The following is a 25666-nucleotide window of genomic DNA, read 5'->3' on the forward strand; positions in this document are numbered from 1 at the left end:
GTCCGGGCCTCAGGACGCCTGGCCGCGCACCCACAGGACCGTGGCCACGGCCAGCACCGCGACCAGCAGCAGGAGCCCGCCCACCAGGACCACCCACCGCCAGGCGGACTTCGGGGGCGGCGTGGTCTCGTACAAGGGGACGTCGGGGAGCATGTCGGGGGTGTAGGGCAGACTCTGCGTGTACGGCGCCTCCGGCGGACCCTGCGGGGGGTGTTCCGGATGCGGGACGCGATGTCGGACGGTCCGGTTCGGGTCCGGCTCCTGCGGCTCTCGCTTCATGATCCCCTCAGACACGGCTCTGGAGGTGGGTTTCATCGACATTGTCATACTTGCCGGTGAAACGCGGTCCAGACGTCGGAAGGCTCAGTAACCGCTCTGATCGCCCCCGTGCGGCGGCTGCGGCGGCTGCCAACCACCCTGGGGGCCGGGCTGAGGGCCACCCTGGGGGCCGGGCTGGGGGCCGGGCTGCTGGTAGGGCTGCTGGTAGGGCTGGTGGTACGGCTGCGGGGGCTGCTGCCAGCCGGGGCCCTGCGGCCGCTCCTGCCGGGGGGCGGCGCGGCGCGCGACGACGGCCCAGATCAGCAGCCCGATGCCGGCCAGGTGGAAGAGCGAGGAGATGAGGTACGCGAACGGCAGGGCGGCCAGCATGCTGGAGCCGTACGACTCGATCAGCGTCTGGGTCAGGATCGCCAGCACGAGGTTGATCAGGGTGCCGATCAGCAGCAGCCCGCAGCCCGACATGCCGAGGGTGGCCGCGCGGCCCACGTGCCGTCTGTTCATCCCGATCAGGACGATGCCCACGACCAGCAGCAGGGCGGTCACGAGGGTGGGGAGCAGGTTCGTGAGTATGTTGAGGAAACTCATGGGGCGACTCCAGCCAGAAGGGGGACTCGGGCGACGTTACGGGGATCCGCGCAGTTCTTCCACCGCACGGCTGATCGACTGCAGGTCGAGACCGCCCTTGTGCCGGCGGCCGTTCAGGAACAGGGTGGGGGTGCCGCGTACGCCGCTCTCCCTGCCCGACGCCTCGTCGAGCGCGATGCGGGAGGCCTGCCCGGCCACGTCCGCCCAGGGGTCGACGTCGAGTTCGGCGGCGTAGTGCTCGAGGTCGGCGTCGGTGAGGAAACGCTGGTTGTCGTAGAGGATGTCGTGCATCTCCCAGAACCGGCCGTGGTCGGCGGCGGCCTCGGAGACGATGGCGGCGGACGCGGCCCGTGGATGCAGCGTCCGGATCGGGAAGTGCCGGAAGACCAGCCGGACGTCGGGGTTCCGGCGCAGGATCTCCTCCAGCACCGGGTGGAGACGGCCGCAGTAGGGGCACTCGAAGTCGCCGTACTCGACGATGGTCACCTTCGCGGTCGCCGGACCCCGTACGTGATCGTCGGGGCCGACCGGCACGGACAGCACGTCGGGCAGCTCCTCGTCGGGCTCGGCCTCGGGCGGCGCGCAGACGCCCCCCCGGTCCCAGGCCAGCCGGAAGACCACCCAGCCCAGCGCGGCGGACAACAACGACCCGGCCAGGATGCCGATCTTGGCCTGGCTCTGGATCGCCGGGTCGTCGAAGGCCAGGTCGACGATGAACAGCGCCACCGTGAAACCGATGCCGGACACCGCCGCGCCGCCCAGCAACTGCCCCCACACCAGGTTCCCCGGCAGGATGCCCCAGCCGAACCGCAGCGGCAGCCACGTGCCGAGCGAGATCCCGGCGAACTTCCCGAGCAGCAGCCCCAGCGCGATGCCGAGTGAGATCGGCGAGGTCAGCGCCGCCCGCAGGGTCTCGCCGTCGAGCCGCACCCCGGCGTTGGCCAGCGCGAACACCGGCACGATCACGTAGCTGCTCCAGGGATGCAGGCGGAGCTGGAGCCGTTCGTTGACCGAGACGGCACGCTGCACGCGCCGCGAGGCCTCCCTGGCCGCCCGCGCGCTCGGCTCGGTGGTGAACTCCTGGACGGCCTCGCCCGCCAGCAGCAGCTTCTGGTCGCTGGGGGCGTAGACGAACACGAGGACGCCCAGCGCGATGCCCACGAGCGTCGGATGGATGCCGCTCTCCAGCGTCGCGACCCACAACCCGAACCCGAGCGCGATGTAGGCCGGCGCCCGCCAGATCTTCAGCCAGCGCAGCAGCACGATCGCCGCCAGCAGCACGACGGCCACGACGAGCGCGGTGAGCTGGAGGCTGGCCGTGTAGAAGATCGCGATGATCATGATGGCCAGCACGTCGTCCACGATGGCCAGCGTCAGCAGGAACGCCCGCAGCGGGTCGGGACAGCGCGCGCCGACCACGGCCAGCACGCCCAGCACGAACGCGGTGTCGGTGGCGATCGGCACGCCCCACCCACCCGCGCCGGGGCCGCCGAGGTTGAGCGCGAGGTAGACGGCGGCGGGCACGAGCATGCCGCCGAGGGCGGCCACGGCCGGGACGGCGATCAGCCGCCGGTCCCTGAGCTGCCCGAGGCGCACCTCGTAGGAGACCTCCAGGCCGATCAGGAAGAAGAACACGCTCATGAGGCCGTCGTTGACCCAGTGGCGCAGGTCGAGGGAGAACACCGCGTCGCCGAACGAGATGCCCATGGGCAGGTGCCAGAACGACTCGTAGGTCTCGGCCCACGGCGAGTTGGCCCAGACCATGGCCAGGGCGGTGGCCACGAGCAGCACGCTCGTGCTGCCCGCCTCGGTCTTGAAGAACGCCCGCAACATCGTCAGATCTCCCCCCGGAGATCCGATCTTAGAACCCGCCCCGGCGGCGGCCGGGCCCGGCGGGGGTGTTCCCGCCGGGCCCGGATGTCACAGGTTGCGGAGATAGGCCAGGGACGGCGCGAAGAAGTACTCGCCGCCCTTCATCGTGATCGTCTGGGCGACCTGGGACTGCGGGGCCGACGCCTCGTCCCGGCCCCACACCTTCGGCCAGCTCACCTTGACGTCGCGGGCTCCCTGCCCGATGAGCGGGTCGTGCCCGGTCGCCGGGTTCTGGAAGTCCTCGTTGTTCGCCCAGCTCTGCTGCGTGAACTCGAACTGGGCGAGCAGGCTGCTGTTGAACGCCATGAACAGCAGGCCGACCTCACCGCTCGGGCGGGTGCCGGGCGGGGAGTCGTCCCAGGGGTCGTCGGTGCGGTCGCCGTAGGTCTGGCCCCGGCGGGCCATGAGGACCTCGCGGCCGAACGATCGCGGGTTCGTCTTCCTGATGTGCCCGCTGAAGGGGCACTTCGAGCCCGAGTCGTCGTCGAAGGTGAAGTCGTTGGCCACCGGGCCCCCGCCCGGCTTCTGCTTGAGCGTGACGGGGGTGCCGTCCTTGAAGCGGCCGACGAGCATGGCGCCCGCGCGGTCGCGGTCGGCGCCGAGCAGGCCGAGGGCGTCGGCCAGGTCCTGCTCGATCTCCTTGAACGCCCGTACGTTCTGCTCCAGCTTCCTGAAGACCAGGTAGCTGCCGAAATGCCGCTTCGGGTGCGGCGCGAAGGGGTCGGCGACCAGGATGTTGGAGAGCGGGAAGGCGGGGTCCCAGTGCTCCTTCGGCTCCTTGTCCACCTCGTCCTGCACGAACAGCGGCTGGCTGCGGCCGTCCACGTACCCGAAGTGCTCGATGCCGTCGCCGGCGGGGTTGCGCATGCCCTGGCCGGTCTCCTCGCCGAGCAGCCGCGCGCTGGCGGGCAGCTCGCCCAGGATCTCCTCGCGCAGCTCCTCGACCCGGTCCTGGCGGGCGTCGCCGATGAGGATGACGGCGTGGATCTCCCGCTGGTAGGCGGGCTCCCACTCCGTCACCGGCGGGTCGTCCAGCTCGGCGCCGCGCCGCTTCATGCCGTCGCGGAACGCCTTGTCGCCGAACTTGCGCACGTCCTCGACCGAGTGGCCGAGGTCGCGGTAGCCGGCCTTGCTGATGCCGATGCCGACGTACGGTGTGCCGCGCCGGCCGTTCGCGCCGAACTCGCGCACCTCCTCGAGGTGCCGGCGCGCCGACTTCATCTTGGTGACGGCGATGTGCCGCAGGAACGCCTTTCCCGCGGCGACGTCGTTGAACCTGACGAACAGCACGGACAGGTGCTCGCGCACGTGCGCGCGGAGAATGTTGGGCTGGAGATTGTCCAGCATCTCCTTGGTGTCCGCGTCGAGCTTGGCCGAATCCCAGGCCAGAGGTTGTGCGTTGTTCAGGTCGACAGTCATTGTCGCCGAATCCCTTCCCCGTTTCGAAATGAATCGGGCCCCCTGCATCTGTACGACTCCCGGGAATGCGAGAAAGTTTCCGTTGATCAGGTCAGTTCGATTTCCTGATCAAACCTGGCGGACCGTACATAATGACCGGATGAAGAACCGGGGCTGGGGACGTTCCAGCGGCACCCGCGACACGCTGCTGCGCGCGGCCCGCGAGGTCTTCCTGGCCAAGGGGTACGCCGAGGCCACCGTCGCCGACATCGTCGAGACGTCGGGCATCAGCGTCGGCAGCCTGTACCACCATTTCGGCGGCAAGCCGGGCCTGTTCCTCGCCCTGTGGGAGCAGTTCATGCGCGGCCAGGAGGAACGCACCTCCCGCGCGGCCAAGGCCACCGCGGGCGCCGGCGAGGAACGGTTCCTGGCCGGCGCCCGCGCCTATCTGGAGGGCTCGTGGGAGCAGCGCGACGTGGCCAGGCTGTTCCTGGAGAACGACGGCCCGGCCGAGTTCACCACCCTGCGCAGGCAGCGCGGCTGGGAGTGGATCGGCGGCAACAAGCGGCTGCTCGGCCTGGCGGACACGCCGGAGGGCAACGTGCTGGTGGTGCTGCTGACCACGGTGATGGGCGAGGCCGGGCGCGAGGTGGCGGCCTGCGAGTCCGACGAGGACGCCCAGGTGACCATCGACGAGGTGATCCGGATCGTCCGCCGCATGCTGGCTACGACGGGCGGCGTACCGCGGCCTTCTCCCTGAGGACGATTCCGCCGCACGCCCGCGATGCGAGCGTGTAACCCATGGACGCACTGCGCAAAGCCCTCGGCGCGCTCTCACTGACCTACGCGTTGATCTTCGCCGGGGCCGCGCTGCTGCACTCGGGCATCACGGTCGGCCCGCTGTCCCAGCCGGTCGTGCCGCCCGCGGTGGTGGTGGAGACGTTGTGCGCCCTGGGCCTGTTCACCGGCGGCCACGGCGCGCTGGCCCGCCGCCGGTGGGCCTGGGACGGCCTGGTCTACACCCACGCGGGGGCCCTGGGCGGCGTGCTGATCGGCATTTTGGCGCTGGCCCTGGACCCGTCGTCGGCCACGGCCCTGAGCACCTGGTTCCACGACACGATGGCGGTGCTGCTGGCCGCCGGTCTGGCCGGGGCCTTCTACGCCTCCAGATCGCGCAGGTGATCGGCCGCCTCGGGCAGCTGGTCCTCGGTGAACACGCGGACGCCGTGCGCCTCGAGCAGTGCGGTGGTCACCCCCTGGCCGGGCACCCGCCGTCCGCCGAACGTGCCGTCGTAGACCGCCAGCGCGCCGCACGAGGGGCTGCCCTCCTTGAGCACGGCCAGCCGGATCCCGGCCGCGCGGGCGGCCGCCAGCGCGGCCCGCGCCCCGGCCACGAACTCGGCCGTCACGTCGGAGCCGTCGCTCGCCAGCACGCGCGCGTCGCCGGAGAGCACCGCCGCCCCGCCCGCGCCGCCCTCGATCTCGGCCGCCGGGCGCGGAACGGGCAGCCCGCCCGTCACCTCGGGGCAGAAGACCACCAGCCGGCCCTCCGCCCGCCAGCCCGCGAGCAGGGCGTCGGCGCTGGTCTTCGCGCCGCCGTCGTAGCGGACCCGGCGGCCCATCAGGCAGGCGCTGACGAGGATTCTCTGCACGTCCCCGATCCTATGAGCGCGATCGGCACCAGCGAGACGACGGCCAGGACGCCCGCGCAGCCGGCCGACGGCAATTTCGAGCGCGGCCTGTCGTGGGTGCTGGACGGAATCGAGGGCGACCTGCACGGGCGCTAACCTGTGTCCCGATGAACACCACCGTCGCCACGATCGTCATCGCCGGCTCACTGCTGCTCATGCTGGCGAGCCTGGTCGTCGCCGTCCGCAATCGGCCCATGGGCATGGTCCTGCTGGTCGGCTTCGCCGTGCTGGAAGTCGCGATCCTGGTGCAGGCCGGGTTCGTGATCGCGGCGGTGAGCGGCGGCGCGGGGCCGCCGGAGAAGGTCACGCTGTTCGGGTACATCGGCGGTCAGGTGCTCATCCCGCCCGCCGGGGTGTTCCTCGCGCTGGCCGAGCGCAGCCGGTGGGGCACGGCGATCCTGGTCGTGGCCGGGTTCGCGATCGCGGTGATGAACGCGCGGCTGCTGCAGATCTGGCAGGGCGTGGCGTGAGCGCCCCTATCGGCAGCGGCCCCGGGCGCGCGCTGGTCGCCGTCTACGGGCTGTTCTCGCTGGCGGCCGGGGCGCGGGCGGCGGTGCAGATCGCCACCAGGTTCGACGAGGCGCCGCTGGCCTACGCGCTGTCGGCCTTCGCCGCGCTGGTCTACGTCGTGCTCACCGTCGCCCTCGTGCGCGGCGCCCGCCGTCTCGCGCTCGGCGCGCTCGCCATCGAGCTGGCCGGCGTGCTGCTGATCGGCACCGCGAGCGTGGTCGACCCGGCGGCCTTCCCCGACGCCACGGTGTGGTCCTCGTACGGCAAGGGTTACCTGTTCATCCCCCTCGTGCTGCCCTTCGTGGGTCTCTACTGGCTGCTGCGCAGGCGTTAACGCCGGGCGTGCGCGGGCAGGGACAGACCCCATGAGCACGATCGAGCACTCAGTAGACGTCAACGTCCCGATCCGCGTGGCCTACAACCAGTGGACCCAGTTCGAGAGCTTCCCCGAGTTCATGGAGGGCGTGGAGTCCGTCAAGCAGATCTCCGACACGCTCACCGAGTGGGTGGTCGAGATCGCCGGGGTCCGCCGCGAGTTCCAGGCCGAGATCACCGAGCAGCACCCCGACGAGCGCGTCGCCTGGCGCGGCACGGACTCGCCGCACCACGCGGGTGTCGTCACCTTCCACCGCATCGACGCCGACACCACCAAGGTCACCCTCCAGATGGAGTACGACCCCGAGGGCGTCGTCGAGACCGTCGGCGACGCGCTGCAGATCGTCCGGCTGCGCATCAGGAACGACATGGAGCGGTTCAAGTCGTTCATCGAGTCGCGCGGCGGCGAGACGGGCGGCTGGCGCGGCGACGTCCCCGGCGCCCACCAGCACCAGCACGAGCACGGCTCCACCTACGGCGACAGCGGCGCGCCGGTCCCGCCCGGGACCGTCGGCGGCGGTGACTACCCGCCGAGCGGCACCCTGCCGCCCCCCGGCCCGGTTCCCCCGCGCAACCAGCCCCCGGAGGGCCCGAGCCCGGTCCTGTAGGACGGGCTCTCCCCTGAGAATCTCAGCCCCCGCCCCGGGGGCTTTCTCATGTCCAGGAATAAAGGGACATTTCGGTCCTGTTAAGGTGGTGATTCGTCCCATGATTTGATGAGTGGAGGACCTGACCAGCATGAGCGTGCTAGCCCAAGAGGCCCGTGGCAGAACAGGCAGAACCGCCCCCCTGGCCTGGCTTCTCGTGCTGGGCATCGTTCTGGCGGCGTTGAACCTGCGCACGGCCGTCACCAGCGTCGGGCCGCTGCTGGACCAGCTCGCGGGAGCGCTCGGCATGAGCAGCGTCGGCACCGGCCTGCTCACCACGCTGCCCGTGCTGGCCTTCGCCGGCGTCGGCGCGATCACCCCCACGCTGGCCCGCCGGATCGGCGAGCACCGGTTGCTGCTGCTCGCGCTGGTCACCCTCGGCTCGGGCATGCTGGTCAGGTCGCTGGTCGGGACGGCCCCGGTGTTCCTGCTGAGCAGCGCGGTCGCGCTGTCCGGCGGCGCCGTCGGCAACGTGCTCATCCCGACGCTGATCAAGCGTCACTTCCCCGGGCGTACCGGGATCATGACCACCGTCTACACCACGGCCCTGGCGGCGGGCACCATGCTGGCCGCCGCCGCGACCGTGCCGATCGAGCGCGCGTCGGGGGACTGGCACATCGCGCTCGGCGTGTGGGCGGCCCTGGCCGCCGTGGCCGCCATTCCGTGGCTTGCGCTGCTGCGCAGTGAGCCGGAGCGGGACACGGGCAGCCGGGACGCGGGCATCTCGACCCTGCTCAGGAGCAGGCTCGCCTGGATGGTGGCGATCTACTTCGGCACCCAGTCGATGATCGCCTACATCATGTTCGGGTGGCTGGCCACGATCCTCACCGACGGGGGCTACACCTCCTCGCAGGCCGGGATCATGCTCGGCGTGTTCACCGCACTGAACATCCCGGTCTCGATCCTGGTGCCGACGATCGCCGCGCGCTTCCGTGACCAGCGGCCGGTCGTCGTGGGGCTGGTCGTGTTCTACACGATCGGCTTCCTCGGGCTGTGGTTCGCGCCCTCCTCGACCGCCATGGTCTGGGTGGTGTTCGTGGCGGTCGGCATGGGGTCGTTCCCGCTGGCGCTGGTGATGCTGGGGCTGCGCACCCGTACGCCGGAGAGCACGGCCGCGCTGTCGGCCTTCGGGCAGAGCGCCGGATATCTCATCGCCGGCGCCGGCCCGCTGCTGGTCGGGGTGATCTACCAGATGACCGGCGGCTGGGCGCTGACGTACGTGCTGATCTTCGGCGTGATCGCCGTCCAGCTCGCCACCGGCCTGTACGCCGGCCGCGACCGCTATCTGGAGGACGAGCGCCGCCCTGCCACAATGACCAGGTGAGATCCACTGTCGTCACCTTCCCCAACGGCCAGGTCAGCGGCCGTTCCCCGATTGTCGGGGCCGTGCCGGTGGGGGACCGGCACGGCCTCGTCACCGCCGAGACGCCGTTCCACCCCCTCGACCACACCTGGCCCGACCAGCCCGCAGACCGGGGGACGATCGGCGAGCTGCCGGTCCTCGACTGCGTGACAGGGGCCCAGTCGAACGACGGTGAGATCTTCGTCGGCGAGTCCGTCCCGGTCCGGCGGGGCGCCGAGGGCTGGGAGTGGCTGGTCGTCCACGTCACCGACACCCCGCTGCCCGTCGGCGCCGAGGTGGCCCTGGAGGTGGACGCCGGATACCGGGCGGCGCTCTCGGCCGGCCACACCGCCTGCCACCTGGCCGCGCTGGCGCTCAACGCGGCGCTGGCGGACCGGTGGCGCAAGGAGGTGCGGCTGGACCGGCTGGGCCACCCCGACTTCGACCAGACGGCGATCACCTCCTCGCGCATCGTGCCGCACGGCAGCGTGGACGAATACCGCCTCGGCAAGTCGCTGCGCAAGAAGGGCTTCTCCGCCGACGACCTGGATCTGACCGAGCTGGCCCAGCGGGTGAACGAGCAGCTCGGGACGTGGGTGGCGGCCCGCGCGCCGGTCCGGCTCGACGTGCCGGGGCCCGGTCTGACCGCGTTGCGCACCTGGCACTGCTCGCTGCCCGAGGGGGAGGCGTCGATCCCGTGCGGCGGCACGCACGTGCGCGACACGGCGGAGCTGGGCACGGTCGAGGTCGCGTTCACCCTGGAGGAGGCCGCCCTCACCATGCGCACCACCTGCGGCTAGCGGGCCCTGACTCCGGGGCCCCTCAGGCTCTGGCGGCCAGGAAGGCGAGCACCCGGCGCCACGCGTCCGCGCAGATCGCCTCGTGCTCGCCGTGGGCCTCGTCGAAGAAGCCGTGCGGGGCGCCCGGGTAGACGACGATCTCGTGCTCCACCCCGGCCCCGGCCAGCGCGGCCCCGAACTCCGCCACCTGCTCGGCCGGGATGCCCTCGTCGGCCCCGCCGAACAGGCCGAGGATCGGCGCGCCCAGCTCGGCGGCGTGCTGGGTGGGGCCGGGGCCGTACGGGCCGGCGATCCCCGGCGCGCCGTAGAACCCGATCACGCCGGCGAACCCGAACCTGGACGCCGAGGCGAAGAACGCGTTCCTGCCGCCCATGCAGAAGCCGAGCGCCACCGCCGGCCGTCCCAGGTGCTCGGTGGCGGCCCGGATGTCGGTCTGGATGTTCTCCCTGGTCAGCTTGGGGATGTGGGCCATGACCTGGAACGACTCGCCCCGGTCGGCGTCGGTGGCGGTCCTGCCGTAGTAGTCGAGGGCGAGCGCCGGATGACCCTGTTCGGCCAGCCGTACGGTGAGCTGCTTGTAGAAGCCGTGCAGGCCGCGGACGTCGGGCAGGATCACGACGCCGGGCCCGCTCACCTGGTCGGGACGGGACTCGTAGGCGGCGAACGACGTGCCGTCGGAGGAGGTCAGGCGCAGGTCGGCGGAGCGGGTGCCGGTGATCGGCGGTTGCGGGCGCGGTGGTGCGGCGTCGTTGTCGTAGCACATAGTGCCGGGAAACTACCAAAGCTGGATTGATAAAGCTAGACTTGGTTTTGTGCTCGCCAAGGAACTGCGGATCTCGGTCGGGCGGCTCGCCCGCCGCATCCGGCAGCTTTACACCAACGCCTCGGGCGACGACGTGTCGTTCACCGAGCTCGCCGTGCTCTCCCGCCTCGACCGGGACGGGCCGCACACCTCGGCTCAGCTCGCGCACCTGGAACGCATCACCGCCCAGGCGATCGGCACCGTCCTGGGCGGCCTCCACCAGCGCGGCATGGTGGCCCGCGAGCCCGACCCGGGCGACCGGCGGCGGGTGATCACCGCCATCACCGGCTCCGGCCGCGCCGCGCTGGTCAGCCGCGAACAGGTGATCACCGAACGCCTGGCCGCGGCCGTCGACTCCCTCGCCCCCGACGAACGCGAACGCCTCGCCGCGGCCCTGCCCGTCCTCGCCGACCTGGCCGAACGGCTCTGAGGCGTCAGCATGTGTTGACAAGCTCCCCTCTGTCAGCACATGCTGACACCATGGACGTCACCGAACTGGCCGGGGCGGCATCCGACCGCGACCCCGGAACGGGCCTCGCGGCGGTGGCCGCGCTCAGGGCCCTGCTGGAGGAGCTGGAAGCCGTCCACGTCAGCAACGCCCGCGCGGCCGGCTGGTCGTGGGAGCAGATCGCCGGCGCGCTCGGGGTCCGGCGGCAGTCCGCCCATCGCAAGCACGCCCGCAGAACGGGGAGGTAGCAGGTGTTCGACAGGTTCACAGAAGGCGCCCGCCGGGCGGTGGTCCGGGCCGGGATCCTCGCGCTCGACGCCCACCGCACCACGCTCGACGCCGACCTCCTGCTGCTGGGCGTGGCCGAGGTGCGGCCGTTCTCGCTGTCGTCGTTCACCGCCTCCGGCGCCGGCCTGCGCGCCCGCATCGACCTGGGCGACGCGCGTGCGCTGCTGGCCACCCTCGGCATCGACCTCGACGAGGTGCACCGCCGTACCAGAGCCGGGACGGACGCGCCTGACCAGTGGGTGCTGCGCCGATCCCGGCTGCGCCCGCTGCGCGTGACCCTGGACGGGCCGCTGGGCCGGATCCCGCTGGCCATGCACGCCAGGAAGGTGATCGAGGTGGCGATGTGGAAGCCGGGGCCGGTCACCGGCGAACGGCTGCTGTGGGGCCTGCTCGCCGACGGCGCGAACGGCGCCGGCCGGCTGCTCGACGAGGCCGGGGTCGACGTGGCCGCGCTGGTCAGGGAGGCGGGCATCCCGTCCCGCCGCGCCGCCTGACGGCACGCCGTTCAGGGCGGGCCGGAGAGCTCCTCCGGCCCGCCGGGGTGCGGGATCCGGCGTGACGCGAGGGGTCCGGAAGTCCGATACACTTGGTGATCGCAAGGGGCTATGGCGCAGTTGGTAGCGCGCCTCCATGGCATGGAGGAGGTCTGGGGTTCGAATCCCCATAGCTCCACAGAAGAGAAGGTGGCGTCCACAAGGGCGCCACCTTTTTTCGTGCCTGCGTCAGGCCGTGTCAATACCTCTCAGGTCACCTCTTGTCCGGACCTGGGGGAGACGCGGGCGGCCGGCCGGAGCCGGGATCGTCGGGGGCATGCGACTTCAACGACTGCAGATCTCGGCGCTGTCCGTCCTCGCGCTCGTCGTGGCGCTCGCGCTCGCGCCGCTGCCCGGGTTGCCGTACACCATGGGGTTCGCGCCGCACTGGGTGACCGTCCTGGCCGCCGTGCTGGGGGCGGTCTTCGTGGTGCGGCCGCATCCGGCGGGGCTGCTGCCCGTCCTGCTGCTGCTGTGGTCGGCGGGCGGGCTCGTGCTCGACGTCTTCCGCGCCTTCTTCGCGCTCACCGGGATCCCCGCCGGGGAGTTCGCGCAGGTCGACTGGCCCGGGATGGCGCTGCGCGGGCTCAGCCTGGCGGGCTGCGCGCTGCTGGGCGCGCTGCTGCTGCCGCGCGTCAGGGTGCCCGGCGGGCCCTGGCTCGGGTACGCCGCGTTCGCCATCGGGTTCGTCTACCCCCTGGCCAAGCTCTACTGGTCGGCGGGCGGCACCCTGCTGCGCCCCGCGGACTACGGCGAGGGCTTCCCGTACGGCGAGACGATCATGCTGGTCATCGGGGCGGTGGGCTCGCTGGCCCTCGTGCAGAGGTGGGGACGGTCGCTGCCGCGGCGGCTGGTGCTGGCCGGCGGTTGGACGGGCGCCGCCATGTTGACCACTATGGGAGCCATGTCCGTTCTCGGCACGCTCTCCCAGCTCCTCGGCCTCACCCAGGGGCCCGTGCCGCTGTCCGATGCGGCCGCGGTGGCGGCGGTCGCGGTCGTGTACGGGAGCTGGCTGCTGTTCGGGCTGGCGGTCGCCGGGGCCACCCTCTCCTACCAGCGCACGACGGCGCGATGACGCCCCGCCGCGCCGACGTGGTCCTGGCCCTGGTCGCCGGGGTGACACTGTTTCCGCTCTCCCTGACGGTGGCGGTGTTGTCGGCGCCCGGCGTGCGGGCGGTCCTGCTGGCGGGTGCCTGCCTGGTGGCGCACGCGGCCGTGGCCTACCGGCGGCGGACGTGGGCCTTCCTCGTGGTCGCCGCGGCCTTCGCCGTCCAGGTCGCGGTGACCGGGTTGTTCCTCGTGCTGCCGTCGTCGGCGCTGTTCCCGCTCGCGGTCTACTCCTGCGCGGCCCACGCCCGGCGCAACCCGCCGCTGCTGGTCGGCCTGGCGGGGGCGGGGGCGGCGGCGGCCAGGTTCGCGACCGACTCCAGCGTCGCGGCGGCCGGGCTCGGGCCGGACCCGTGGCTGCTGCTCGGGCTGCTGGCCGCGGTGGTGGTCGCGGCGTGGGGGCTCGGCCTGTACCGGCGGACCCAGCTGGCCCACCTCGACCTACTGCGGGAGCGGGCCCGCGAGGCCGCGGCGCGGGCCACCGCCGAGGAACGGGCGCGGATCGCCAGGGAGATGCACGACGTGGTCGCCCACGCGCTGGCCGTCATCGTCGCCCAGGCCAGGGGCGGCCGGTTCGCGCCCGCGCGGGCGGCCGAGATCCTGGCCGCGATCGAGGAGACGGGCCGCGCGGCTCTCACGGACATGCGGGCCGCCGTCGGCGTGCTGCGCGCCTCGCCAGGGGACGGGCCGCCGCCCGGACTGACCGGCCTGCCGGACCTGGTGGCGCGGACCAGGGACGCCGGGCTGCCCGTCGAGGAGATCGTGCGCGGCACGCCGCGTCCCCTCGGGCCGGGGGCCGACCTCGTCGCGTACCGCGTGGTGCAGGAGGCGCTGACGAACACACTCAGGCACGCGGGTGCGGGCGCGCGCAGCACCCTCCATCTGGAGTGGACGGACGACGCCCTGCGCATCACCGCCGGCGACGCGGGCGGCACCGCCGCTGCTGGAACGCGCGGTGACGGGCCGGGGAACGGGCTGGCGGGCATGCGCGAGCGGGTGACCGCACTGGGCGGGACCCTGGACGTCCGGACGGAGGAGGAAGGCGGGTTCGTCGTCGAGGCCCGCCTTCCGTACCCGGCATGACCATCGGCGTGTACGTCGTCGACGACCAGCGGCTGGTGCGTACCGGCACGGTGATGGTGATCGACGCCCAGGACGACATGCGCGTGGTCGGGGAGGCGGGCGACGGGGTGGAGGCGCTGGCCGGGCTGCGCGCGGTGACGGCGGACGTGGTGCTCATGGACGTCCGCATGCCGCGCATGGACGGCGTCGAGGCGGCCCGGCGGCTGCTGGCGGCCCCCGGCGCGCCCAAGGTGATCGTCCTGACCACCTTCGACCTGGACGAGTACGCCTTCGCCGCGCTGCGGGCCGGTGCGTCGGGGTTCCTGCTCAAGGACGCACCCGCCGAGGAGCTGCTGGCCGCGGTGCGGACCGTCCACCGGGGGGACGCGGTGATCGCCCCCTCGACCACCCGCCGCCTGCTCGACCACGTCGCGCCGCAGCTGCCGGACGCCGGGCCCGACCCGCTGACCGACCGGGAGCGGGAGGTGTTGCGGCACATCGCCCTGGGCGAGACGAACGCCGAGATCGCGGGCTCCCTGTTCCTGTCGGAGGGCACCGTCAAGACCCACGTCGGCCGCATCCTGGCCAAACTCGGGCTGCGCGACCGGGTCCAGGCGGTCGTCTGGGCCTACGAGCACGGCCTGAACCGCCGCCCCTGAGCGGGCCGTCAGACCGCGGCCGGGGCGCTGCGGGAACGGCGGGTCAGCGCCCAGGCCGACAGCAGATGGACGGCGGCGCCGATCGCCCCGCCCACCGCCATGCCGGGCAGGCCCTGCGCGAGCCCGATCGCGACGTCGGCGGCCTGCACCGCCCCGGACGCGACGAGCAGCGGCACCAGCGCGGGCCTGCCCTTCGCCGTCATCGACCACAGCAGGGCGGCGCCCAGGGGGAGGGCGCGGGCGGCGTAGGCCTGGGCGTACAGGGAGACCCCGCCGGAGACATCGGCGCCGGCAGGCAGGATGATCCCGGGGTCGGCAAGGGCGAGCACGCCGGAGACCATGGCGCCGGCGGCGGCCACGCAGTTGAGGACGATCAGCGGCTTGGACATAATACTTCTCCACTCGAATCGTTCATACTCTGAATGATGTATCGACGGTACCATTGGGGACGTGGACGAAGTCAAGCCGGTGTCGGTGGCGGGGACGATGGCCTTCAGGCTCGGGACGCTCGGGGCGATCCTGACCGAGCGGTTCACGGCCGCCCTCGTGCCGCTCGACCTCAAGCCCAAGCACGTCGGGCTGATGATCCTGCTGGAGGCGCGCGGCGCGGCCTCGCAGCTCGACGTCGCCAAGACGATGGGCGTCGCGCCGAGCCTGGTGGTGACGCTGGCCGACCACCTCGAACGGCTCGGCGCGATCTCCCGGGTGCGCGACCCCGGCGACCGGCGGCGTCAGCTCCTCGACCTCACCGGCGACGGGCGCGCGCTGCTGGGCCGGTGCCTGGAGGTGACGGTGCAGCTCGACGCCGAGCTGACCGCCGGGCTCGGCCCGCGGGACCGGGCCGTGCTCGCCAGGGTCCTCGGCACGCTGGCCGCCCAGGCGGGGCTGCCGGTCTAGTCGTCGCGGGCGGTCTCCCCGGCCAGCGTGGCGTGTCCCTGCCGGATGTCGGCCCAGGCCCGGTCGACGTGACGGCGTTCGGTGGCGGGGGCGCCGAAGGCCATGCGGAGCACGATCCGGCCGCCGATCCTGGTGTGCGTGAGGTAGAGGGAGCCGCCTGCGTTCAGGGTCTCCATCAGGCGCAGCGTGGCCGCGTCGGCGTCGGCGGGCGGCAGGCCGGGCCAGCGGGGGCGGAAGCAGACCAGGCCGAGCGGGTGCGGCTCGTGCAGCTCGAAGGCGGGGTCGGCGGCGATCCGGGCGGCCAGGTGCTGGGCCAGGGAGACGCCCTTGCGGATGTGGGCGCGCAGGCCCTCGGCGCCGTACCAGCGGATCACCGACCACAGTTTCAGCGCTCTGAACCGGCGGCCCAGCGGGATCTGCCAGTCGCGGTAGTCGACCACCGAGCCGGCCGAGGTCGCGGCGTTGCGCAGGTACTCCGGCAGGATCGACAGCGCGCCGAGCAAGGGGGCGCGGTCGGCCGTCCACAGGACGGTGCAGTCGAAGTTGGTCAGCAGCCATTTGTGCGGGTTGGTGGAGTAGGTGTCGGCGTACTCCGCCACGCCGTCGTTGAGCCCGCGGAACTCGGGGCAGACCGCGGCGACCCCGGCGTAGGCGGCGTCCACGTGCAGCCACACGTCGTGCTCGCGGCACACCTCGCCGATCTCCGGCACCGGGTCGACGGCGGCCGAGGAGGTGGTGCCGACGGTGGCGCAGACCATCGCGGGGACCGCGCCGCCGGCCTTGTCGGCCGCGATCAGCTCGCGCAGCCGTCCCGGGTCCATGGCCAGCGTACGGGGGTGCACGTCCACCACCCGTACGCCGTCGGAGCCGAGACCGGCGACGCGGGCGGCCTTCTCCAGCGAGGAGTGCGTCTGTGACGAGACGTAGATCGTGTACCGCTCGGCGACGCCCGTACGCGTGACCCGGCCGCCGCTCGCCCGGTGCAGGGCGGCGAGCAGCGCGACCAGGCAGGCGCTCGACGCGGAGTCCTGGATCACGCCGCCGCCGCGCGCGTCGGTCCTGAAGTGCGCGGGCAGGCCGAGCAGGCTCGCCAGCCAGTCCACCACCACGGTCTCCAGCTCGGTGCAGGCGGGACTGGTGACCCACAACATGCCCTGCACGCCGAGGCCGCTGGAGAGCAGGTCGCCGAGGATGGCGGGGCCGCTGGCGTTGGAGGGGTAGTAGGCGAAGAAGGCGGGGTGCTGCCAGTGGGTGATGCCGGGCAGCAGGATGGTGTTCAGGTCGTCCAGGACGGCCTCGAACGGTTCGCCGTGCTCGGGCGGCTCCGCGGGCAACGCGCGGCGGACGTCTCCGGGCTCGGCCCGTGACATCACCGGACGGGACTCGATGCCCGCCATGTAGTCCGCGATCCAGTCGACGACCTGCCTGCCGTGGCGGCGGAACTCCTCCGGGCTCATGTGGGCGTTCATGCCTACAGATCATCATCCGGGCGGCGTCCCGGGAAGACGGGAACGGGCCGGAGGCCGCGCGCCTCCGGCCCGTCGTTCCGGCGGGGGTCAGCGCCCGCTGAGTGTCTTGCGCCAGTGGAAGCCGCCGGGCAGATTGACCGACAGCGTACGGCGGCCGTCGGCGGTACGCGTCACCCTGAACAGCCGGTTGCCCCAGCTGTGCCCAACGCCGCCGCGGGACAGGTTCAGCCGGACCGGGCCCAGCTTGATCGTCTTGCGGTAGCTCCAGCTCATCGGACTCCTCCGTCGAGGTCGGTGAGAGCCGGTCAACTACCCGGGAACGCCGGAAATATCGGGGTTTTCGGCGTTGGCACTGCTTCCGTCGGCGGACGCCCAGGTCAGGGCATCGGCGAGGGCTTCCAGGGCGGCCGGGTAGGCGCGTTCGGAGGGGGCGGCGTACCCGATCAGCAGGCCGCCGGGGCCGGGCGTCTGGCGCAGCGGGGTCAGGCCGCGCAGGACGACGCCGCGCCGTTCGCAGGCCGCCAGCACGGCGGACTCGGCCGGCCCGGCCGGCGGGAGCAGCAGCAGGGCCCGCAGGCCGGCGGCCACGCCGGGCAGGCGCGCGCCGGGCAGCGGGGCGGCCGGCCCGGGGCCGAGCCGCGACAGCAGCAGGTCGCGGCGGCGGCGGTAGCGCAGGCGCGCGGCGCGGACGTGCCGGTCGTAGTCGTGGTCGTCGATCAGCCGGGCCAGTACGAGCTGGCCCAGCACCCCGGTGTGGGCGTCCGCGTACAGCTTGGCCTCGGCGACCGGGCCCACCAGGGCGGGCGGGAGCGCCATCCAGCCCAGGCGCAGCGCCGGGGAGAGCGACTCGGAGGTGGTGCCGCAGTAGACGACCTGGTCGGGGGCCGTGCCCTGGAGGGCGCCCACGGGACGGCGGTCGTAGCGGAACTCGCCGTCGTAGTCGTCCTCGATGACCGGGCCGCCCCACTCGCGCAGCAGGCGGCGGCGCGCCGGGGCCAGGGGGACGCCGGTCGGGTACTGGTGCGCCGGGGTCAGCACGGCGGCGGCCACCCCGGACGTGAGATCGCCGGTACGGGCGCCCTGCTCGTCCACCGGGAGGGGGACGATCGTGCGGCCGGCGCGGCGCAGGACCTCGCGGTAGAAGTCGTGGCCCGGGTCCTCCATGGCGATCGGGCCCGCGCCGAGCACGTCCGCCAGCAGGTTGAGCGACTGGACGAAGCCCGTGGTGACGACGATCCGGTCGGGGGTGGTGCGCACGCCGCGGGTCCTGCCGAGGTAGCCGGCCAGCGCGGTGCGCAGTTCGATCCGGCCCATGGGGTCGCAGGGGCCGAAGACCTCGGCGGAGGACGTGGCGAGCACGTGGCGGGTGGCCCGCAGCCAGGCGCGCGCGGGGAAGGCCGACACGTCCGGCTGCCCGGGACGGAGATCGTGCACCGGCTGCGGCGGCCCGGCGACGAAAGGAGAGCGGATCAGCGCGGGGGCCGGTGGGAAGGCGTCGGCGACCTCGGTGCCCGAACCCGGGCGGGTGGTGAGGTAGCCCTCCTCGGCGAGCTGGTCGTAGGCGGCGCTCACCGTGCCGCGCGCGAGGCCGAGCCCTGACGCGAGCGCCCTGGTCGAGGGCAGGCGGGTGCCGGGCGGCAGCCGCCCGTCGCGTACGGCGGCGCGCAGCGCGTCCTCGACGGCCCGCCGCCGCCCGAGTGCGGGATCGAGCTCCAGATGCAGGTCCACTCCGGAACTGGCCCAATGTTTCGCCACAAAACCGGATCTTACGGGTGGTCCGGTGGGCGGCTACCGTCGAGGGCGTACCTCGAAAGGAAGTTCTGCCCATGCTCGTGATCGCCCATCTCAGCGACATCCACGTCGGCGGCTCGGACCGGTCCGTCGAGCGCGCCGACGCCGTCATGCGCTACCTGGACGCCCTCCCGTACGACCTCGACGCGGTGCTCGTCTCCGGCGACATCGCCGACCACGGGCTGGCCGAGGAGTACGAGCAGGCGCGCAAGCTGCTGACCTCGCGCCACCCGGTCCTCGTGTGCCCCGGCAACCACGACGTCCGGGAGGAGTTCCGGCGGGTGCTGCTCGGCGAGCCGGCCGCGTCCGGGCCGGTCAACCGGGTCCACCGGACCGGCGGGGCCGTCTACGTGTTGTGCGACTCCTCCGTCCCGGGCCGGCCCGAGGGCCACCTGGACGACGAGACGCTGACCTGGCTCGACGGCGTGCTCGGCGCGGAACGTGACCTGCCGGTGTTCGTGGCCTTCCACCACCCGCCCACCACGCTGCACTCGCCGATCGACACGATCATGCTCCAGGCCCCGGACCGCCTCGCGGACCTGCTGGCCGGGCATCCGCACGTGGCCGCCGTGCTGGTCGGCCACGCCCACACATCGGCGGCCACCACCTTCGCCGGACGCCCGCTGCTGGCCGCGCCGGGCGTGGTGTCCACGCTGCGGCTGCCCTGGGAGGGCGCGACGACGCTGGCCGAGTGCGCCGACTACGAACTCCCGCCGGGGCTCGTCTTCCACGTGCTGGACGACGGCCGGGTCACCACCCACCACCGCGTGGTCCCGGTCTGATGGCGTAGGCGGACGGGCCGGGAGGCCGCGGGCTTCCCGGCGCCGGGACGGATCGCTTCATGGGAGGTGCTCCTCGGGCGAGGGACTGTTAGCGCTACCAGTCGAAGTGGCCGCTGACAAAGGTGATCGGCGTCACGTTAGGGAGGGGACACCCCTGGAGTCAAGGGGTGTCCGGCGTGACGTGACCGTGATGCGCAGGGCCCTTGACGGATGTGCTTGTTAACGTTCACAGTCGTGGCCAAGCCAGGAAAGGAGCGGTCGCGGGATCGGTCCGGGGTCGTCTCCCCTCGGTCGCGGCCGAGGAGGTGAGGTGGCGGCCCGTCTCCTGGCGCCCCGCGGTTGCCGGTACGCGAGACGGGCACGGCCCGACGGGACCGCGCAGGCCCCCGAGGCAGGAAGGCGCCGGCAGCCGGTTGCGGTTGTTAGCGCTCACATGAGAAGGGAACCCCCCACGTGTTCAGAAGGATCTCGGCGCTGGTGCTCGCCGGGCTCACCGCGATGTCGGTGGCGAGCTGCGGCGGAGGCAGTGGCGGCAGCGGCGGCGGCGATGGCTCGATCACCATGGGCTTCGCCCAGGTCGGCGCGGAGAGCGGCTGGCGCACCGCGAACACCAAGTCCGTGCAGGACTCGGCCAAGAGCGCGGGCGTGACGCTCAAGTTCTCCGACGCCCAGCAGAAGCAGGAGAACCAGATCAAGGCCATCCGCTCCTACATCCAGCAGAAGGTGGACGTCATCGCCTTCTCGCCGGTGGTGGAGTCCGGCTGGGACACGGTGCTCAAGGAGGCCAAGGACGCGAAGATCCCGGTCATCCTGACCGACCGCGCCGTCGACTCCAAGGACACCTCCCTGTACAAGACCTTCCTCGGCTCCGATTTCGTCGAGGAGGGCAAGAAGGCCGGTCAGTGGCTGGTGCAGGAGTACAAGGACGCCAAGGACCCGGTGAACATCGTCGAGCTCCAGGGCACCACCGGCTCGGCCCCCGCCAACGACCGCAAGGCCGGGTTCGCCCAGGTCATCGGCGCCGACCCGAAGTTCAAGGTCGTCGCCTCGCAGACCGGCGACTTCACCAGGGCCAAGGGCAAGGAGGTCATGGAGGCCTTCCTGAAGTCCAACCCGGACATCGACGTGCTGTACGCCCACAACGACGACATGGGCCTGGGTGCGATCGAGGCCATCGAGGGCGCGGGCAAGGTGCCCGGCAAGGACATCAAGATCATCACGGTCGACGCCGTCAAGGACGGCATGCAGGCGCTGGCCGACGGGAAGATCAACTACATCGTCGAGTGCTCGCCGCTGCTCGGCCCGCAGCTCATGGACCTGGCCAAGAAGGTCGTCAAGGGCGAGCAGGTGCCGGCCCGCGTGGTGACCGAGGAGACCACGTTCACGCAGGAGCAGGCCAAGCAGGTCCTGTCCAGCCGTCAGTACTGATCGCGCGGGCCGGGCCCGGCGGCCCGGCCCCTTCAGGCGGAAGGGGAGGCCCATGGCCGCACCCGTGCCGGTCCTGACGATGAACGGGATCGGCAAACAGTTTCCCGGGGTCAAGGCCCTGGACGGCGTGGACCTGCGGCTGCTGCCCGGCGAGGTGCACGCGCTCATGGGCGAGAACGGCGCCGGCAAGTCCACCTTGATCAAGGTGCTCACCGGCGTGCATCCGGCCGACTCGGGCACGATCGAGCTGGGCGGGCGGCCCGTCGCCTTCGCCGGCCCGGCCGAGGCGCAGCGGGGCGGCATCAGCACGGTCTACCAGGAGGTCAACCTCTGCGCGAACCTGTCGGTGGCCGAGAACATCTTCATCGGCCGCGAGCCGCGCAGGTTCGGGCGCATCGACTGGAGACGCGTGCGGGCCAGGGCCGGCGAGCTGCTGAGCGGGCTGGACCTGAGCATCGACGTCTCGGCGCCGCTGTCGGCGTACTCGCCGGCGGTGCAGCAGATGGTGGCCATCGCGCGGGCGGTCGACATCGAGGCGCGGGTGCTGATCCTGGACGAGCCCACCTCCAGCCTGGACGCCGACGAGGTGCGGCAGCTCTTCCGGGTGATGCGGCGGCTCAAGGAGGAGGGCATCGCCATCCTCTTCGTCTCCCACTTTCTCGACCAGATCTACGAAATTTCGGACCGTATGACGATCCTGCGCAACGGACGGCTCGTCGGCGAGTACCTGACCCGCGAGCTGCCCCAGCTCGACCTGGTCGCCAAGATGATCGGCCAGGAGCTGGCCGCGCTCGAACGCCTGCACGGCGCGGCCAGGGTCTTCGACCGCCCGCTGGTCGAGGCGCGCGGGCTGGGCCGGGCCGGGGCCGTCGAGCCGTTCTCGCTCACCATCCACGAGGGCGAGGTCGTGGGGCTGGCCGGGCTGCTCGGCTCGGGACGTACCGAGGTCGCGCGACTGCTGTTCGGCGCCGACCACGCGAGCGGCGGCGAGCTGTCCGTCGGCGGCGCGCCCGCCGCGCTGCGCACCCCGCGCGCGGCGATGAACCACAAGATCGCCTTCTGCTCGGAGAACCGCAAGGAGGACGGCCTGATCCCCGACCTCACCGTGCGCGAGAACATCATCCTGGCGCTCCAGGCCACCCGGGGCTGGACCAGGCCGGTCCCGCGCGAACAGCAGGACGAGCTGGTCGGCCGGTACGTCAAGGCCCTGCGGATCAGCCCGCCCAACCCCGAGCACCTGGTGCGGAACCTGAGCGGCGGCAACCAGCAGAAGGTGCTGCTGGCGCGCTGGCTCATCCTGGAGCCCCGGCTGCTCATCCTCGACGAGCCCACCCGCGGCATCGACGTCGGGGCCAAGACCGAGATCCAGCGCCTGGTCGCCGAGCTGTCCGACGGCGGCATGGCGGTGCTGTTCATCTCCGCCGAGCTGGAGGAGGTGCTGCGGCTCAGCCACAAGGTCGAGGTGCTGCGCGACCGGCGGCTGGTGGCCGAGCTGCCCAACGACGAAGCCCTCACCTCGGACGTGCTGATGGAGACGATCGCGAGCGGAGGGCGGGCCTGATGCGGCGGCTGCTGTGGCCGGTGGCGGTGCTCGTGCTGCTGCTGGCCCTGAACGTGTTCTTCACCCCCAGCTTCCTCTCCGTCCAGGTCAGGGACGGGCACCTGTACGGGAGCCTGATCGACATCCTGCGCTTCGGCGCGCCGCTGATCCTGGTCTCGCTCGGCATGACGCTGGTCATCGCGACCGGCGGCATCGACCTGTCGGTGGGCTCGGTGGTGGCGATCTCGGGCGCGCTGGCCTGCCTGCGGATCAGCGAGGACGCCGGCGTGCTCGCCGCCGTGGCACTCGCGCTCGGGCTGTGCCTGCTGCTCGGCGCCTGGAACGGGTTCCTGGTCGCGCAGGCGGGCATCCAGCCGATCATCGCCACGCTGATCCTCATGGTGGCCGGGCGCGGCCTGGCCCAGCTCATCACCGACGGGCAGATCATCACGGTCAACAGCCCGTCGTACAAGCTGATCGGCGGTGGGTACCTGCTGGCGGTGCCGTTCGGGGTGCTGCTGGTGCCGGTCGTGCTGGCGGTCACCGCGTTCCTGACCCGCCGGCTGGCGCTGGGCCTGCTGATCGAGTCGGTCGGCGGGAACGCCGAGGCCAGCAGGCTCGCGGGCATCAGGTCGCGCGGGATCGTCATCATGGTCTACGCCTTCGCCGCCCTGTGCGCCGGCATCGCCGGGATCCTGATCAGCTCGAACGTCTCCAGCGCCGACGGCAACAACGCCGGCCTGTGGATCGAGCTGGACGCGATCCTGGCCGTGGTGATCGGCGGCACCTCGTTGTCGGGCGGCCGGTTCTCGCTGGGCGGGACCGTGGCCGGCGCGCTCGTCATCCAGACGCTCACCACGACGATCTACTCCATCGGCGTGCCGCCCGAGACGACCCTGCTGTTCAAGGCGCTGGTGGTGACGGCGGTCTGTCTCGTGCAGTCGCCGTCGTTCCGCGCGAAGGCGCTGCGCCGGCGCGGTGGCAGCGCGCCGCCCAGCCCGGCCCCCGAGGAGAAAGTGCGGGTGACCCTGTGACGACCATGACCGTGGGCCGGGTCGCGTTGCCGGCCCGCCACCTGCCCGTGCTCGTGACGGCGTGCCTGTTCGTGGCGATGTTCGTCGTGGGCGGCGTCCGGTACGAGGGCTTCGCCAGCGGGCAGGTGGTGCTCAACGTCTTCATCGACAACGCGTTCCTGCTGGTGGTGGCGGTGGGGATGACGTTCGTGATCCTGGCCGGGGGCATCGACCTGTCGGTGGGGTCGGTGGTGGCGCTGTCCACGATGATCTCGGCGTCGCTGATGTCGGGGCCGGGGTGGCCGCCGTACGTGGTGGTGCCGCTGGTGCTGGCCGTCGGGGCCGGGCTCGGGCTGGTGATGGGGTACATCGTGCACGCCTTCGACATCCAGCCGTTCATCGTGACGCTGGCCGGGATGTTCCTGGCCCGGGGGCTGTGCTACACGATCGGCACGGACTCGATCCCGATCGAGGACCCGACGTTCACGGCGTTCGCGCAGACCAGGATCGACCTGTTCGCCGGTCTGTGGATCTCGCCGAGCGTGCTCATCGCGGTGGGGGTGGTGCTGGTGGCGGCGTACGTGCTGCACCACACCCGGTTCGGCCGGGCCGTGTACGCGACGGGCGGCAGCGAGCAGTCGGCGCTGCTCATGGGCCTGCCGGTGGGCCGGACGAAGATCACGGTCTACACGGTGAGCGGCTTCTGCTCGGCGCTGGGCGGCGTGCTGCTGTCGTTCTACATGCTCTCGGGCTACGGCCTGCACGCCGTGGGCATGGAACTGGACGCCATCGCCGCCGTGGTGATCGGCGGCACGCTGCTCACCGGCGGCAGCGGCTTCCTGCTCGGCACGGTGCTCGGCGTGCTGGTGCTCGGCCTGATCCAGACGATCATCAGCTTCGAGGGCACGCTCAGCTCCTGGTGGACCAAGATCTTCATCGGCCTGCTGCTCTTCGTCTTCATCGTGCTGCAACGGATCTTCAGCGCGCGCCCAAGGCGCTGACCTGCGAGGAGTCTGCCGCGAACGTTACCTAAAGGTTTCCGCGAGGTTATGCTCAACCGTTGACATCGTCTTTGTTAGCGATAACAATCGGCGAGAACGAAGCGAGAACTTTGTTCTGATTCGGCACGTTCTGTGACTGAGTCCTCTGCACCATCGGCAGTTAACGCTCACATTCCGCTGCCGCAACCCCCATTGCAAGGAGTGCCACATGAGGTTGGGACGTATCGGGGGCGTGGTGTCCGCCATCGCGCTCGCCGCGACCATGACGGCCTGCGGCTCCAGCCAGAAGACGGTCGACGCCGACGCCTCCACGTCGGCCGCCGCCGGGGGCGCGGGCGCCCTGATCGGCGTCACCATGCCCACCAAGTCGTCCGAGCGGTGGATCCACGACGGCGACAACGTCAAGCAGCAGCTCGAACAGCTGGGCTACAAGGTCGACCTCCAGTACGCGGAGAACGACATCCCGACGCAGGCCAACCAGATCGAGAACCAGATCACCAAGGGCGCCAAGCTCCTGATCATCGCCTCGATCGACGGCACCGCGATCACCTCGCAGCTCCAGCAGGCCGCCGACGCCAAGATCCCGGTCATCTCCTACGACCGCCTGATCCGCAACAGCCCCAACGTCGACTACTACGCCACCTTCGACAACTTCAAGGTCGGCGTGCAGCAGGCGACCTCCCTGCTCAAGGGCCTCGGCGTGGACGACGGCAAGAAGGGCCCGTTCAACGTCGAGCTGTTCGGCGGCTCGCCCGACGACAACAACGCCACGTTCTTCTGGAACGGCGCCATGTCGGTGCTCCAGCCGAAGATCGACGACGGCACCCTGCTGGTCAAGAGCGGCCAGAAGGACTTCAAGACCGCCGCCATCCTGCGCTGGGACCCCGCCACGGCCCAGAAGCGCATGGAGGACATCCTCACCAAGACCTACACCGGCGGCACCAAGGTGGACGGCGTGCTCTCCCCGTACGACGGCCTGTCCATCGGCATCCTGTCGGCGCTCAAGAGCTCCGGCTACGGCACCAGCGGCCAGCCCTACCCCGTCGTGACCGGCCAGGACGCCGAGCTCGCCTCGGTCAAGTCGATCATCGCCGACGAGCAGTACTCCACCATCTTCAAGGACACCCGCAAGCTCGCCGAGCAGACGGTGAAGATGGCCGACGCGGTGCTCAAGGGCGGCAAGCCCGAGGTGAACAACACCAAGGACTACGACAACGGCAACAAGGTCGTCCCCTCCTACCTGCTCGACCCGGTGATCGTGGACAAGAGCAACTACAAGGAGATCATCGTCGGCGGCAACTACTACACCGAGGACCAGCTCAAGTAAGGGCCCGCCCCGGGGGACGG

Annotated in this window: 31 protein-coding genes and 1 tRNA gene; 22 read left to right on the top strand and 10 right to left on the bottom strand. The window is 71.8% G+C overall.

The window, feature by feature from the left end; genetic code table 11:
• Positions 1-9 precede the first annotated feature (9 nt).
• The 4 genes from ACNF49_RS16935 to ACNF49_RS16950 form a co-directional block, all read right to left on the bottom strand.
• Positions 10-153 (bottom strand): hypothetical protein, encoded by a 144-nt coding sequence (locus ACNF49_RS16935; RefSeq protein ID WP_357984700.1) that lies wholly within the window; start codon positions 151-153, stop codon positions 10-12.
• 210 nt (positions 154-363) lie between these two features.
• Positions 364-864: a hypothetical protein gene (locus ACNF49_RS16940; RefSeq protein ID WP_482944287.1), complete on the bottom strand. Its 501-nt coding sequence runs from the start codon at positions 862-864 to the stop codon at positions 364-366.
• 36 nt (positions 865-900) lie between these two features.
• Entirely contained in the window at positions 901-2697 is a 1797-nt protein-coding gene (gene nhaA, locus ACNF49_RS16945) for a Na+/H+ antiporter NhaA (RefSeq protein WP_482944288.1), read from the bottom strand.
• Positions 2698-2784: 87 nt separating this feature from the next.
• Positions 2785-4155, bottom strand: a complete 1371-nt coding sequence (locus tag ACNF49_RS16950) for a Dyp-type peroxidase (protein WP_482944289.1) — start codon at positions 4153-4155, stop codon at positions 2785-2787.
• 139 nt (positions 4156-4294) lie between these two features.
• Here ACNF49_RS16950 and ACNF49_RS16955 point away from each other — a divergent pair, with 139 nt between their 5' ends.
• Together ACNF49_RS16955 and ACNF49_RS16960 are read left to right on the top strand one after the other, a co-directional pair.
• Positions 4295-4894: a TetR/AcrR family transcriptional regulator gene (locus ACNF49_RS16955; RefSeq protein ID WP_357999684.1), complete on the top strand. Its 600-nt coding sequence runs from the start codon at positions 4295-4297 to the stop codon at positions 4892-4894.
• A 41-nt stretch (positions 4895-4935) separates the two neighbouring features.
• Positions 4936-5316 carry a hypothetical protein gene (locus ACNF49_RS16960; protein WP_482944290.1) on the top strand — a complete coding sequence of 127 codons (381 nt, stop codon included), beginning with the start codon at positions 4936-4938 and terminating at the stop codon, positions 5314-5316.
• On the opposite strand, the gene ACNF49_RS16965 is transcribed toward ACNF49_RS16960, so the two are convergent.
• Positions 5292-5786, bottom strand: coding sequence for a 2-thiouracil desulfurase family protein (locus ACNF49_RS16965; protein ID WP_357984717.1), 495 nt, complete (start codon positions 5784-5786; stop codon positions 5292-5294). The two genes, ACNF49_RS16960 and ACNF49_RS16965, sit on opposite strands and share 25 nt — an antisense overlap.
• A 12-nt stretch (positions 5787-5798) precedes the next feature.
• Here ACNF49_RS16965 and ACNF49_RS16970 point away from each other — a divergent pair, with 12 nt between their 5' ends.
• From ACNF49_RS16970 to ACNF49_RS16995, 6 genes are all read left to right on the top strand, one after another.
• Positions 5799-5921 carry a hypothetical protein gene (locus tag ACNF49_RS16970; protein WP_357984721.1) on the top strand — a complete coding sequence of 41 codons (123 nt, stop codon included), beginning with the start codon at positions 5799-5801 and terminating at the stop codon, positions 5919-5921.
• An 11-nt stretch (positions 5922-5932) separates the two neighbouring features.
• Positions 5933-6295 carry a hypothetical protein gene (locus ACNF49_RS16975; protein ID WP_357984724.1) on the top strand — a complete coding sequence of 121 codons (363 nt, stop codon included), beginning with the start codon at positions 5933-5935 and terminating at the stop codon, positions 6293-6295.
• On the top strand, positions 6292-6669 hold the full coding sequence (locus ACNF49_RS16980) for a hypothetical protein (RefSeq protein ID WP_357984727.1): 378 nt from the start codon (positions 6292-6294) through the stop codon (positions 6667-6669). The genes ACNF49_RS16975 and ACNF49_RS16980 overlap by 4 nt, the downstream gene beginning before the upstream one ends.
• Positions 6670-6700: 31 nt before the next feature.
• Positions 6701-7318, top strand: coding sequence for an SRPBCC family protein (locus ACNF49_RS16985; RefSeq protein WP_357984730.1), 618 nt, complete (start codon positions 6701-6703; stop codon positions 7316-7318).
• 196 nt (positions 7319-7514) lie between these two features.
• Positions 7515-8681, top strand: a complete 1167-nt coding sequence (locus tag ACNF49_RS16990; protein WP_482944291.1) for a CynX/NimT family MFS transporter — start codon at positions 7515-7517, stop codon at positions 8679-8681.
• A complete protein-coding gene (locus ACNF49_RS16995; RefSeq protein ID WP_482944292.1) occupies positions 8678-9499 on the top strand; it encodes an alanyl-tRNA editing protein in 822 nt (273 codons plus the stop codon). Before ACNF49_RS16990 ends, ACNF49_RS16995 begins: the two co-directional genes overlap by 4 nt.
• A gap of 22 nt (positions 9500-9521) precedes the next feature.
• Here ACNF49_RS16995 and ACNF49_RS17000 read toward each other — a convergent pair whose 3' ends face one another.
• Positions 9522-10262 (bottom strand): dienelactone hydrolase family protein, encoded by a 741-nt coding sequence (locus tag ACNF49_RS17000; RefSeq protein ID WP_482944293.1) that lies wholly within the window; start codon positions 10260-10262, stop codon positions 9522-9524.
• Between the two features lie 49 nt (positions 10263-10311).
• On the opposite strand from ACNF49_RS17000, the gene ACNF49_RS17005 reads away from it, so the two are divergent.
• The 7 genes from ACNF49_RS17005 to ACNF49_RS17035 all read left to right on the top strand — a co-directional run bounded on the left by ACNF49_RS17005 (position 10312) and on the right by ACNF49_RS17035 (position 14398).
• Positions 10312-10731, top strand: coding sequence for a MarR family winged helix-turn-helix transcriptional regulator (locus tag ACNF49_RS17005; RefSeq protein ID WP_482944294.1), 420 nt, complete (start codon positions 10312-10314; stop codon positions 10729-10731).
• A 50-nt stretch (positions 10732-10781) separates the two neighbouring features.
• Positions 10782-10997: a hypothetical protein gene (locus ACNF49_RS17010; protein ID WP_357984745.1), complete on the top strand. Its 216-nt coding sequence runs from the start codon at positions 10782-10784 to the stop codon at positions 10995-10997.
• 3 nt (positions 10998-11000) lie between these two features.
• Entirely contained in the window at positions 11001-11531 is a 531-nt protein-coding gene (locus ACNF49_RS17015; protein WP_482944295.1) for a hypothetical protein, read from the top strand.
• A gap of 105 nt (positions 11532-11636) precedes the next feature.
• Positions 11637-11709, top strand: a tRNA-Ala gene (locus ACNF49_RS17020).
• A gap of 138 nt (positions 11710-11847) precedes the next feature.
• Positions 11848-12645 (top strand): hypothetical protein, encoded by a 798-nt coding sequence (locus ACNF49_RS17025; protein ID WP_482944296.1) that lies wholly within the window; start codon positions 11848-11850, stop codon positions 12643-12645.
• The gene (locus ACNF49_RS17030) at positions 12642-13760 is read left to right on the top strand and encodes a sensor histidine kinase (RefSeq protein ID WP_482944297.1); all 1119 of its coding nucleotides are present in this window, start codon (positions 12642-12644) and stop codon (positions 13758-13760) included. Before ACNF49_RS17025 ends, ACNF49_RS17030 begins: the two co-directional genes overlap by 4 nt.
• Positions 13757-14398 carry a response regulator gene (locus ACNF49_RS17035; RefSeq protein WP_482944298.1) on the top strand — a complete coding sequence of 214 codons (642 nt, stop codon included), beginning with the start codon at positions 13757-13759 and terminating at the stop codon, positions 14396-14398. The genes ACNF49_RS17030 and ACNF49_RS17035 overlap by 4 nt, the downstream gene beginning before the upstream one ends.
• Positions 14399-14406: 8 nt before the next feature.
• On the opposite strand, the gene ACNF49_RS17040 is transcribed toward ACNF49_RS17035, so the two are convergent.
• A complete protein-coding gene (locus tag ACNF49_RS17040; protein WP_482944299.1) occupies positions 14407-14787 on the bottom strand; it encodes a hypothetical protein in 381 nt (126 codons plus the stop codon).
• Positions 14788-14848: 61 nt separating this feature from the next.
• Between ACNF49_RS17040 and ACNF49_RS17045 the strand changes: the two genes are divergently transcribed.
• On the top strand, positions 14849-15295 hold the full coding sequence (locus ACNF49_RS17045) for a MarR family winged helix-turn-helix transcriptional regulator (protein WP_357984763.1): 447 nt from the start codon (positions 14849-14851) through the stop codon (positions 15293-15295).
• Here ACNF49_RS17045 and ACNF49_RS17050 read toward each other — a convergent pair.
• The 3 genes from ACNF49_RS17050 to pdxR all read right to left on the bottom strand — a co-directional run bounded on the left by ACNF49_RS17050 (position 15292) and on the right by pdxR (position 18519).
• On the bottom strand, positions 15292-16764 hold the full coding sequence (locus tag ACNF49_RS17050) for a pyridoxal-dependent decarboxylase (protein WP_482944300.1): 1473 nt from the start codon (positions 16762-16764) through the stop codon (positions 15292-15294). The genes ACNF49_RS17045 and ACNF49_RS17050 overlap by 4 nt on opposite strands.
• A gap of 87 nt (positions 16765-16851) precedes the next feature.
• Positions 16852-17037, bottom strand: a complete 186-nt coding sequence (locus tag ACNF49_RS17055; protein WP_352326433.1) for a DUF4236 domain-containing protein — start codon at positions 17035-17037, stop codon at positions 16852-16854.
• Positions 17038-17073: 36 nt separating this feature from the next.
• Positions 17074-18519, bottom strand: coding sequence for a MocR-like pyridoxine biosynthesis transcription factor PdxR (gene pdxR / locus ACNF49_RS17060; protein WP_498702558.1), 1446 nt, complete (start codon positions 18517-18519; stop codon positions 17074-17076).
• A gap of 71 nt (positions 18520-18590) precedes the next feature.
• Here pdxR and ACNF49_RS17065 point away from each other — a divergent pair, with 71 nt between their 5' ends.
• The 6 genes from ACNF49_RS17065 to chvE all read left to right on the top strand — a co-directional run bounded on the left by ACNF49_RS17065 (position 18591) and on the right by chvE (position 25646).
• The gene (locus ACNF49_RS17065; RefSeq protein ID WP_482944302.1) at positions 18591-19337 is read left to right on the top strand and encodes a metallophosphoesterase; all 747 of its coding nucleotides are present in this window, start codon (positions 18591-18593) and stop codon (positions 19335-19337) included.
• Between the two features lie 453 nt (positions 19338-19790).
• Positions 19791-20765, top strand: a complete 975-nt coding sequence (locus ACNF49_RS17070; RefSeq protein ID WP_482944303.1) for an ABC transporter substrate-binding protein — start codon at positions 19791-19793, stop codon at positions 20763-20765.
• 52 nt (positions 20766-20817) lie between these two features.
• Positions 20818-22326, top strand: coding sequence for a sugar ABC transporter ATP-binding protein (locus tag ACNF49_RS17075; protein ID WP_357984778.1), 1509 nt, complete (start codon positions 20818-20820; stop codon positions 22324-22326).
• Positions 22326-23339 (top strand): ABC transporter permease, encoded by a 1014-nt coding sequence (locus ACNF49_RS17080; protein WP_357984781.1) that lies wholly within the window; start codon positions 22326-22328, stop codon positions 23337-23339. The genes ACNF49_RS17075 and ACNF49_RS17080 overlap by 1 nt, the downstream gene beginning before the upstream one ends.
• 5 nt (positions 23340-23344) lie before the next feature.
• Positions 23345-24319, top strand: a complete 975-nt coding sequence (gene yjfF, locus ACNF49_RS17085) for a galactofuranose ABC transporter, permease protein YjfF (protein ID WP_357984891.1) — start codon at positions 23345-23347, stop codon at positions 24317-24319.
• 208 nt (positions 24320-24527) lie between these two features.
• Positions 24528-25646, top strand: a complete 1119-nt coding sequence (chvE, locus tag ACNF49_RS17090) for a multiple monosaccharide ABC transporter substrate-binding protein (RefSeq protein WP_357984784.1) — start codon at positions 24528-24530, stop codon at positions 25644-25646.
• Positions 25647-25666: the final 20 nt, after the last annotated feature.

Source organism: Actinomadura sp. ATCC 39365 (assembly GCF_054392275.1).

Excerpts from the sequence above, each read along its gene's own strand:
- ACNF49_RS16935 (WP_357984700.1), bottom strand. The coding sequence starts at position 153 with ATGCTCCCCGACGTCCCCTTGTACGAGACCACGCCGCCCCCGAAGTCC.
- ACNF49_RS16940 (WP_482944287.1), bottom strand. The coding sequence starts at position 864 with ATGAGTTTCCTCAACATACTCACGAACCTGCTCCCCACCCTCGTGACC.
- nhaA (WP_482944288.1), bottom strand. The coding sequence starts at position 2,697 with ATGTTGCGGGCGTTCTTCAAGACCGAGGCGGGCAGCACGAGCGTGCTG.
- ACNF49_RS16950 (WP_482944289.1), bottom strand. The coding sequence starts at position 4,155 with ATGACTGTCGACCTGAACAACGCACAACCTCTGGCCTGGGATTCGGCC.
- ACNF49_RS16955 (WP_357999684.1), top strand. The coding sequence starts at position 4,295 with ATGAAGAACCGGGGCTGGGGACGTTCCAGCGGCACCCGCGACACGCTG.
- ACNF49_RS16960 (WP_482944290.1), top strand. The coding sequence starts at position 4,936 with ATGGACGCACTGCGCAAAGCCCTCGGCGCGCTCTCACTGACCTACGCG.
- ACNF49_RS16970 (WP_357984721.1), top strand. The coding sequence starts at position 5,799 with ATGAGCGCGATCGGCACCAGCGAGACGACGGCCAGGACGCCCGCGCAG.
- ACNF49_RS16975 (WP_357984724.1), top strand. The coding sequence starts at position 5,933 with ATGAACACCACCGTCGCCACGATCGTCATCGCCGGCTCACTGCTGCTC.
- ACNF49_RS16985 (WP_357984730.1), top strand. The coding sequence starts at position 6,701 with ATGAGCACGATCGAGCACTCAGTAGACGTCAACGTCCCGATCCGCGTG.
- ACNF49_RS17000 (WP_482944293.1), bottom strand. The coding sequence starts at position 10,262 with ATGTGCTACGACAACGACGCCGCACCACCGCGCCCGCAACCGCCGATC.
- ACNF49_RS17010 (WP_357984745.1), top strand. The coding sequence starts at position 10,782 with ATGGACGTCACCGAACTGGCCGGGGCGGCATCCGACCGCGACCCCGGA.
- ACNF49_RS17025 (WP_482944296.1), top strand. The coding sequence starts at position 11,848 with ATGCGACTTCAACGACTGCAGATCTCGGCGCTGTCCGTCCTCGCGCTC.
- ACNF49_RS17030 (WP_482944297.1), top strand. The coding sequence starts at position 12,642 with ATGACGCCCCGCCGCGCCGACGTGGTCCTGGCCCTGGTCGCCGGGGTG.
- ACNF49_RS17035 (WP_482944298.1), top strand. The coding sequence starts at position 13,757 with ATGACCATCGGCGTGTACGTCGTCGACGACCAGCGGCTGGTGCGTACC.
- ACNF49_RS17040 (WP_482944299.1), bottom strand. The coding sequence starts at position 14,787 with ATGTCCAAGCCGCTGATCGTCCTCAACTGCGTGGCCGCCGCCGGCGCC.
- ACNF49_RS17050 (WP_482944300.1), bottom strand. The coding sequence starts at position 16,764 with ATGAACGCCCACATGAGCCCGGAGGAGTTCCGCCGCCACGGCAGGCAG.
- ACNF49_RS17055 (WP_352326433.1), bottom strand. The coding sequence starts at position 17,037 with ATGAGCTGGAGCTACCGCAAGACGATCAAGCTGGGCCCGGTCCGGCTG.
- ACNF49_RS17065 (WP_482944302.1), top strand. The coding sequence starts at position 18,591 with ATGCTCGTGATCGCCCATCTCAGCGACATCCACGTCGGCGGCTCGGAC.
- ACNF49_RS17075 (WP_357984778.1), top strand. The coding sequence starts at position 20,818 with ATGGCCGCACCCGTGCCGGTCCTGACGATGAACGGGATCGGCAAACAG.
- ACNF49_RS17080 (WP_357984781.1), top strand. The coding sequence starts at position 22,326 with ATGCGGCGGCTGCTGTGGCCGGTGGCGGTGCTCGTGCTGCTGCTGGCC.
- yjfF (WP_357984891.1), top strand. The coding sequence starts at position 23,345 with ATGACCGTGGGCCGGGTCGCGTTGCCGGCCCGCCACCTGCCCGTGCTC.
- chvE (WP_357984784.1), top strand. The coding sequence starts at position 24,528 with ATGAGGTTGGGACGTATCGGGGGCGTGGTGTCCGCCATCGCGCTCGCC.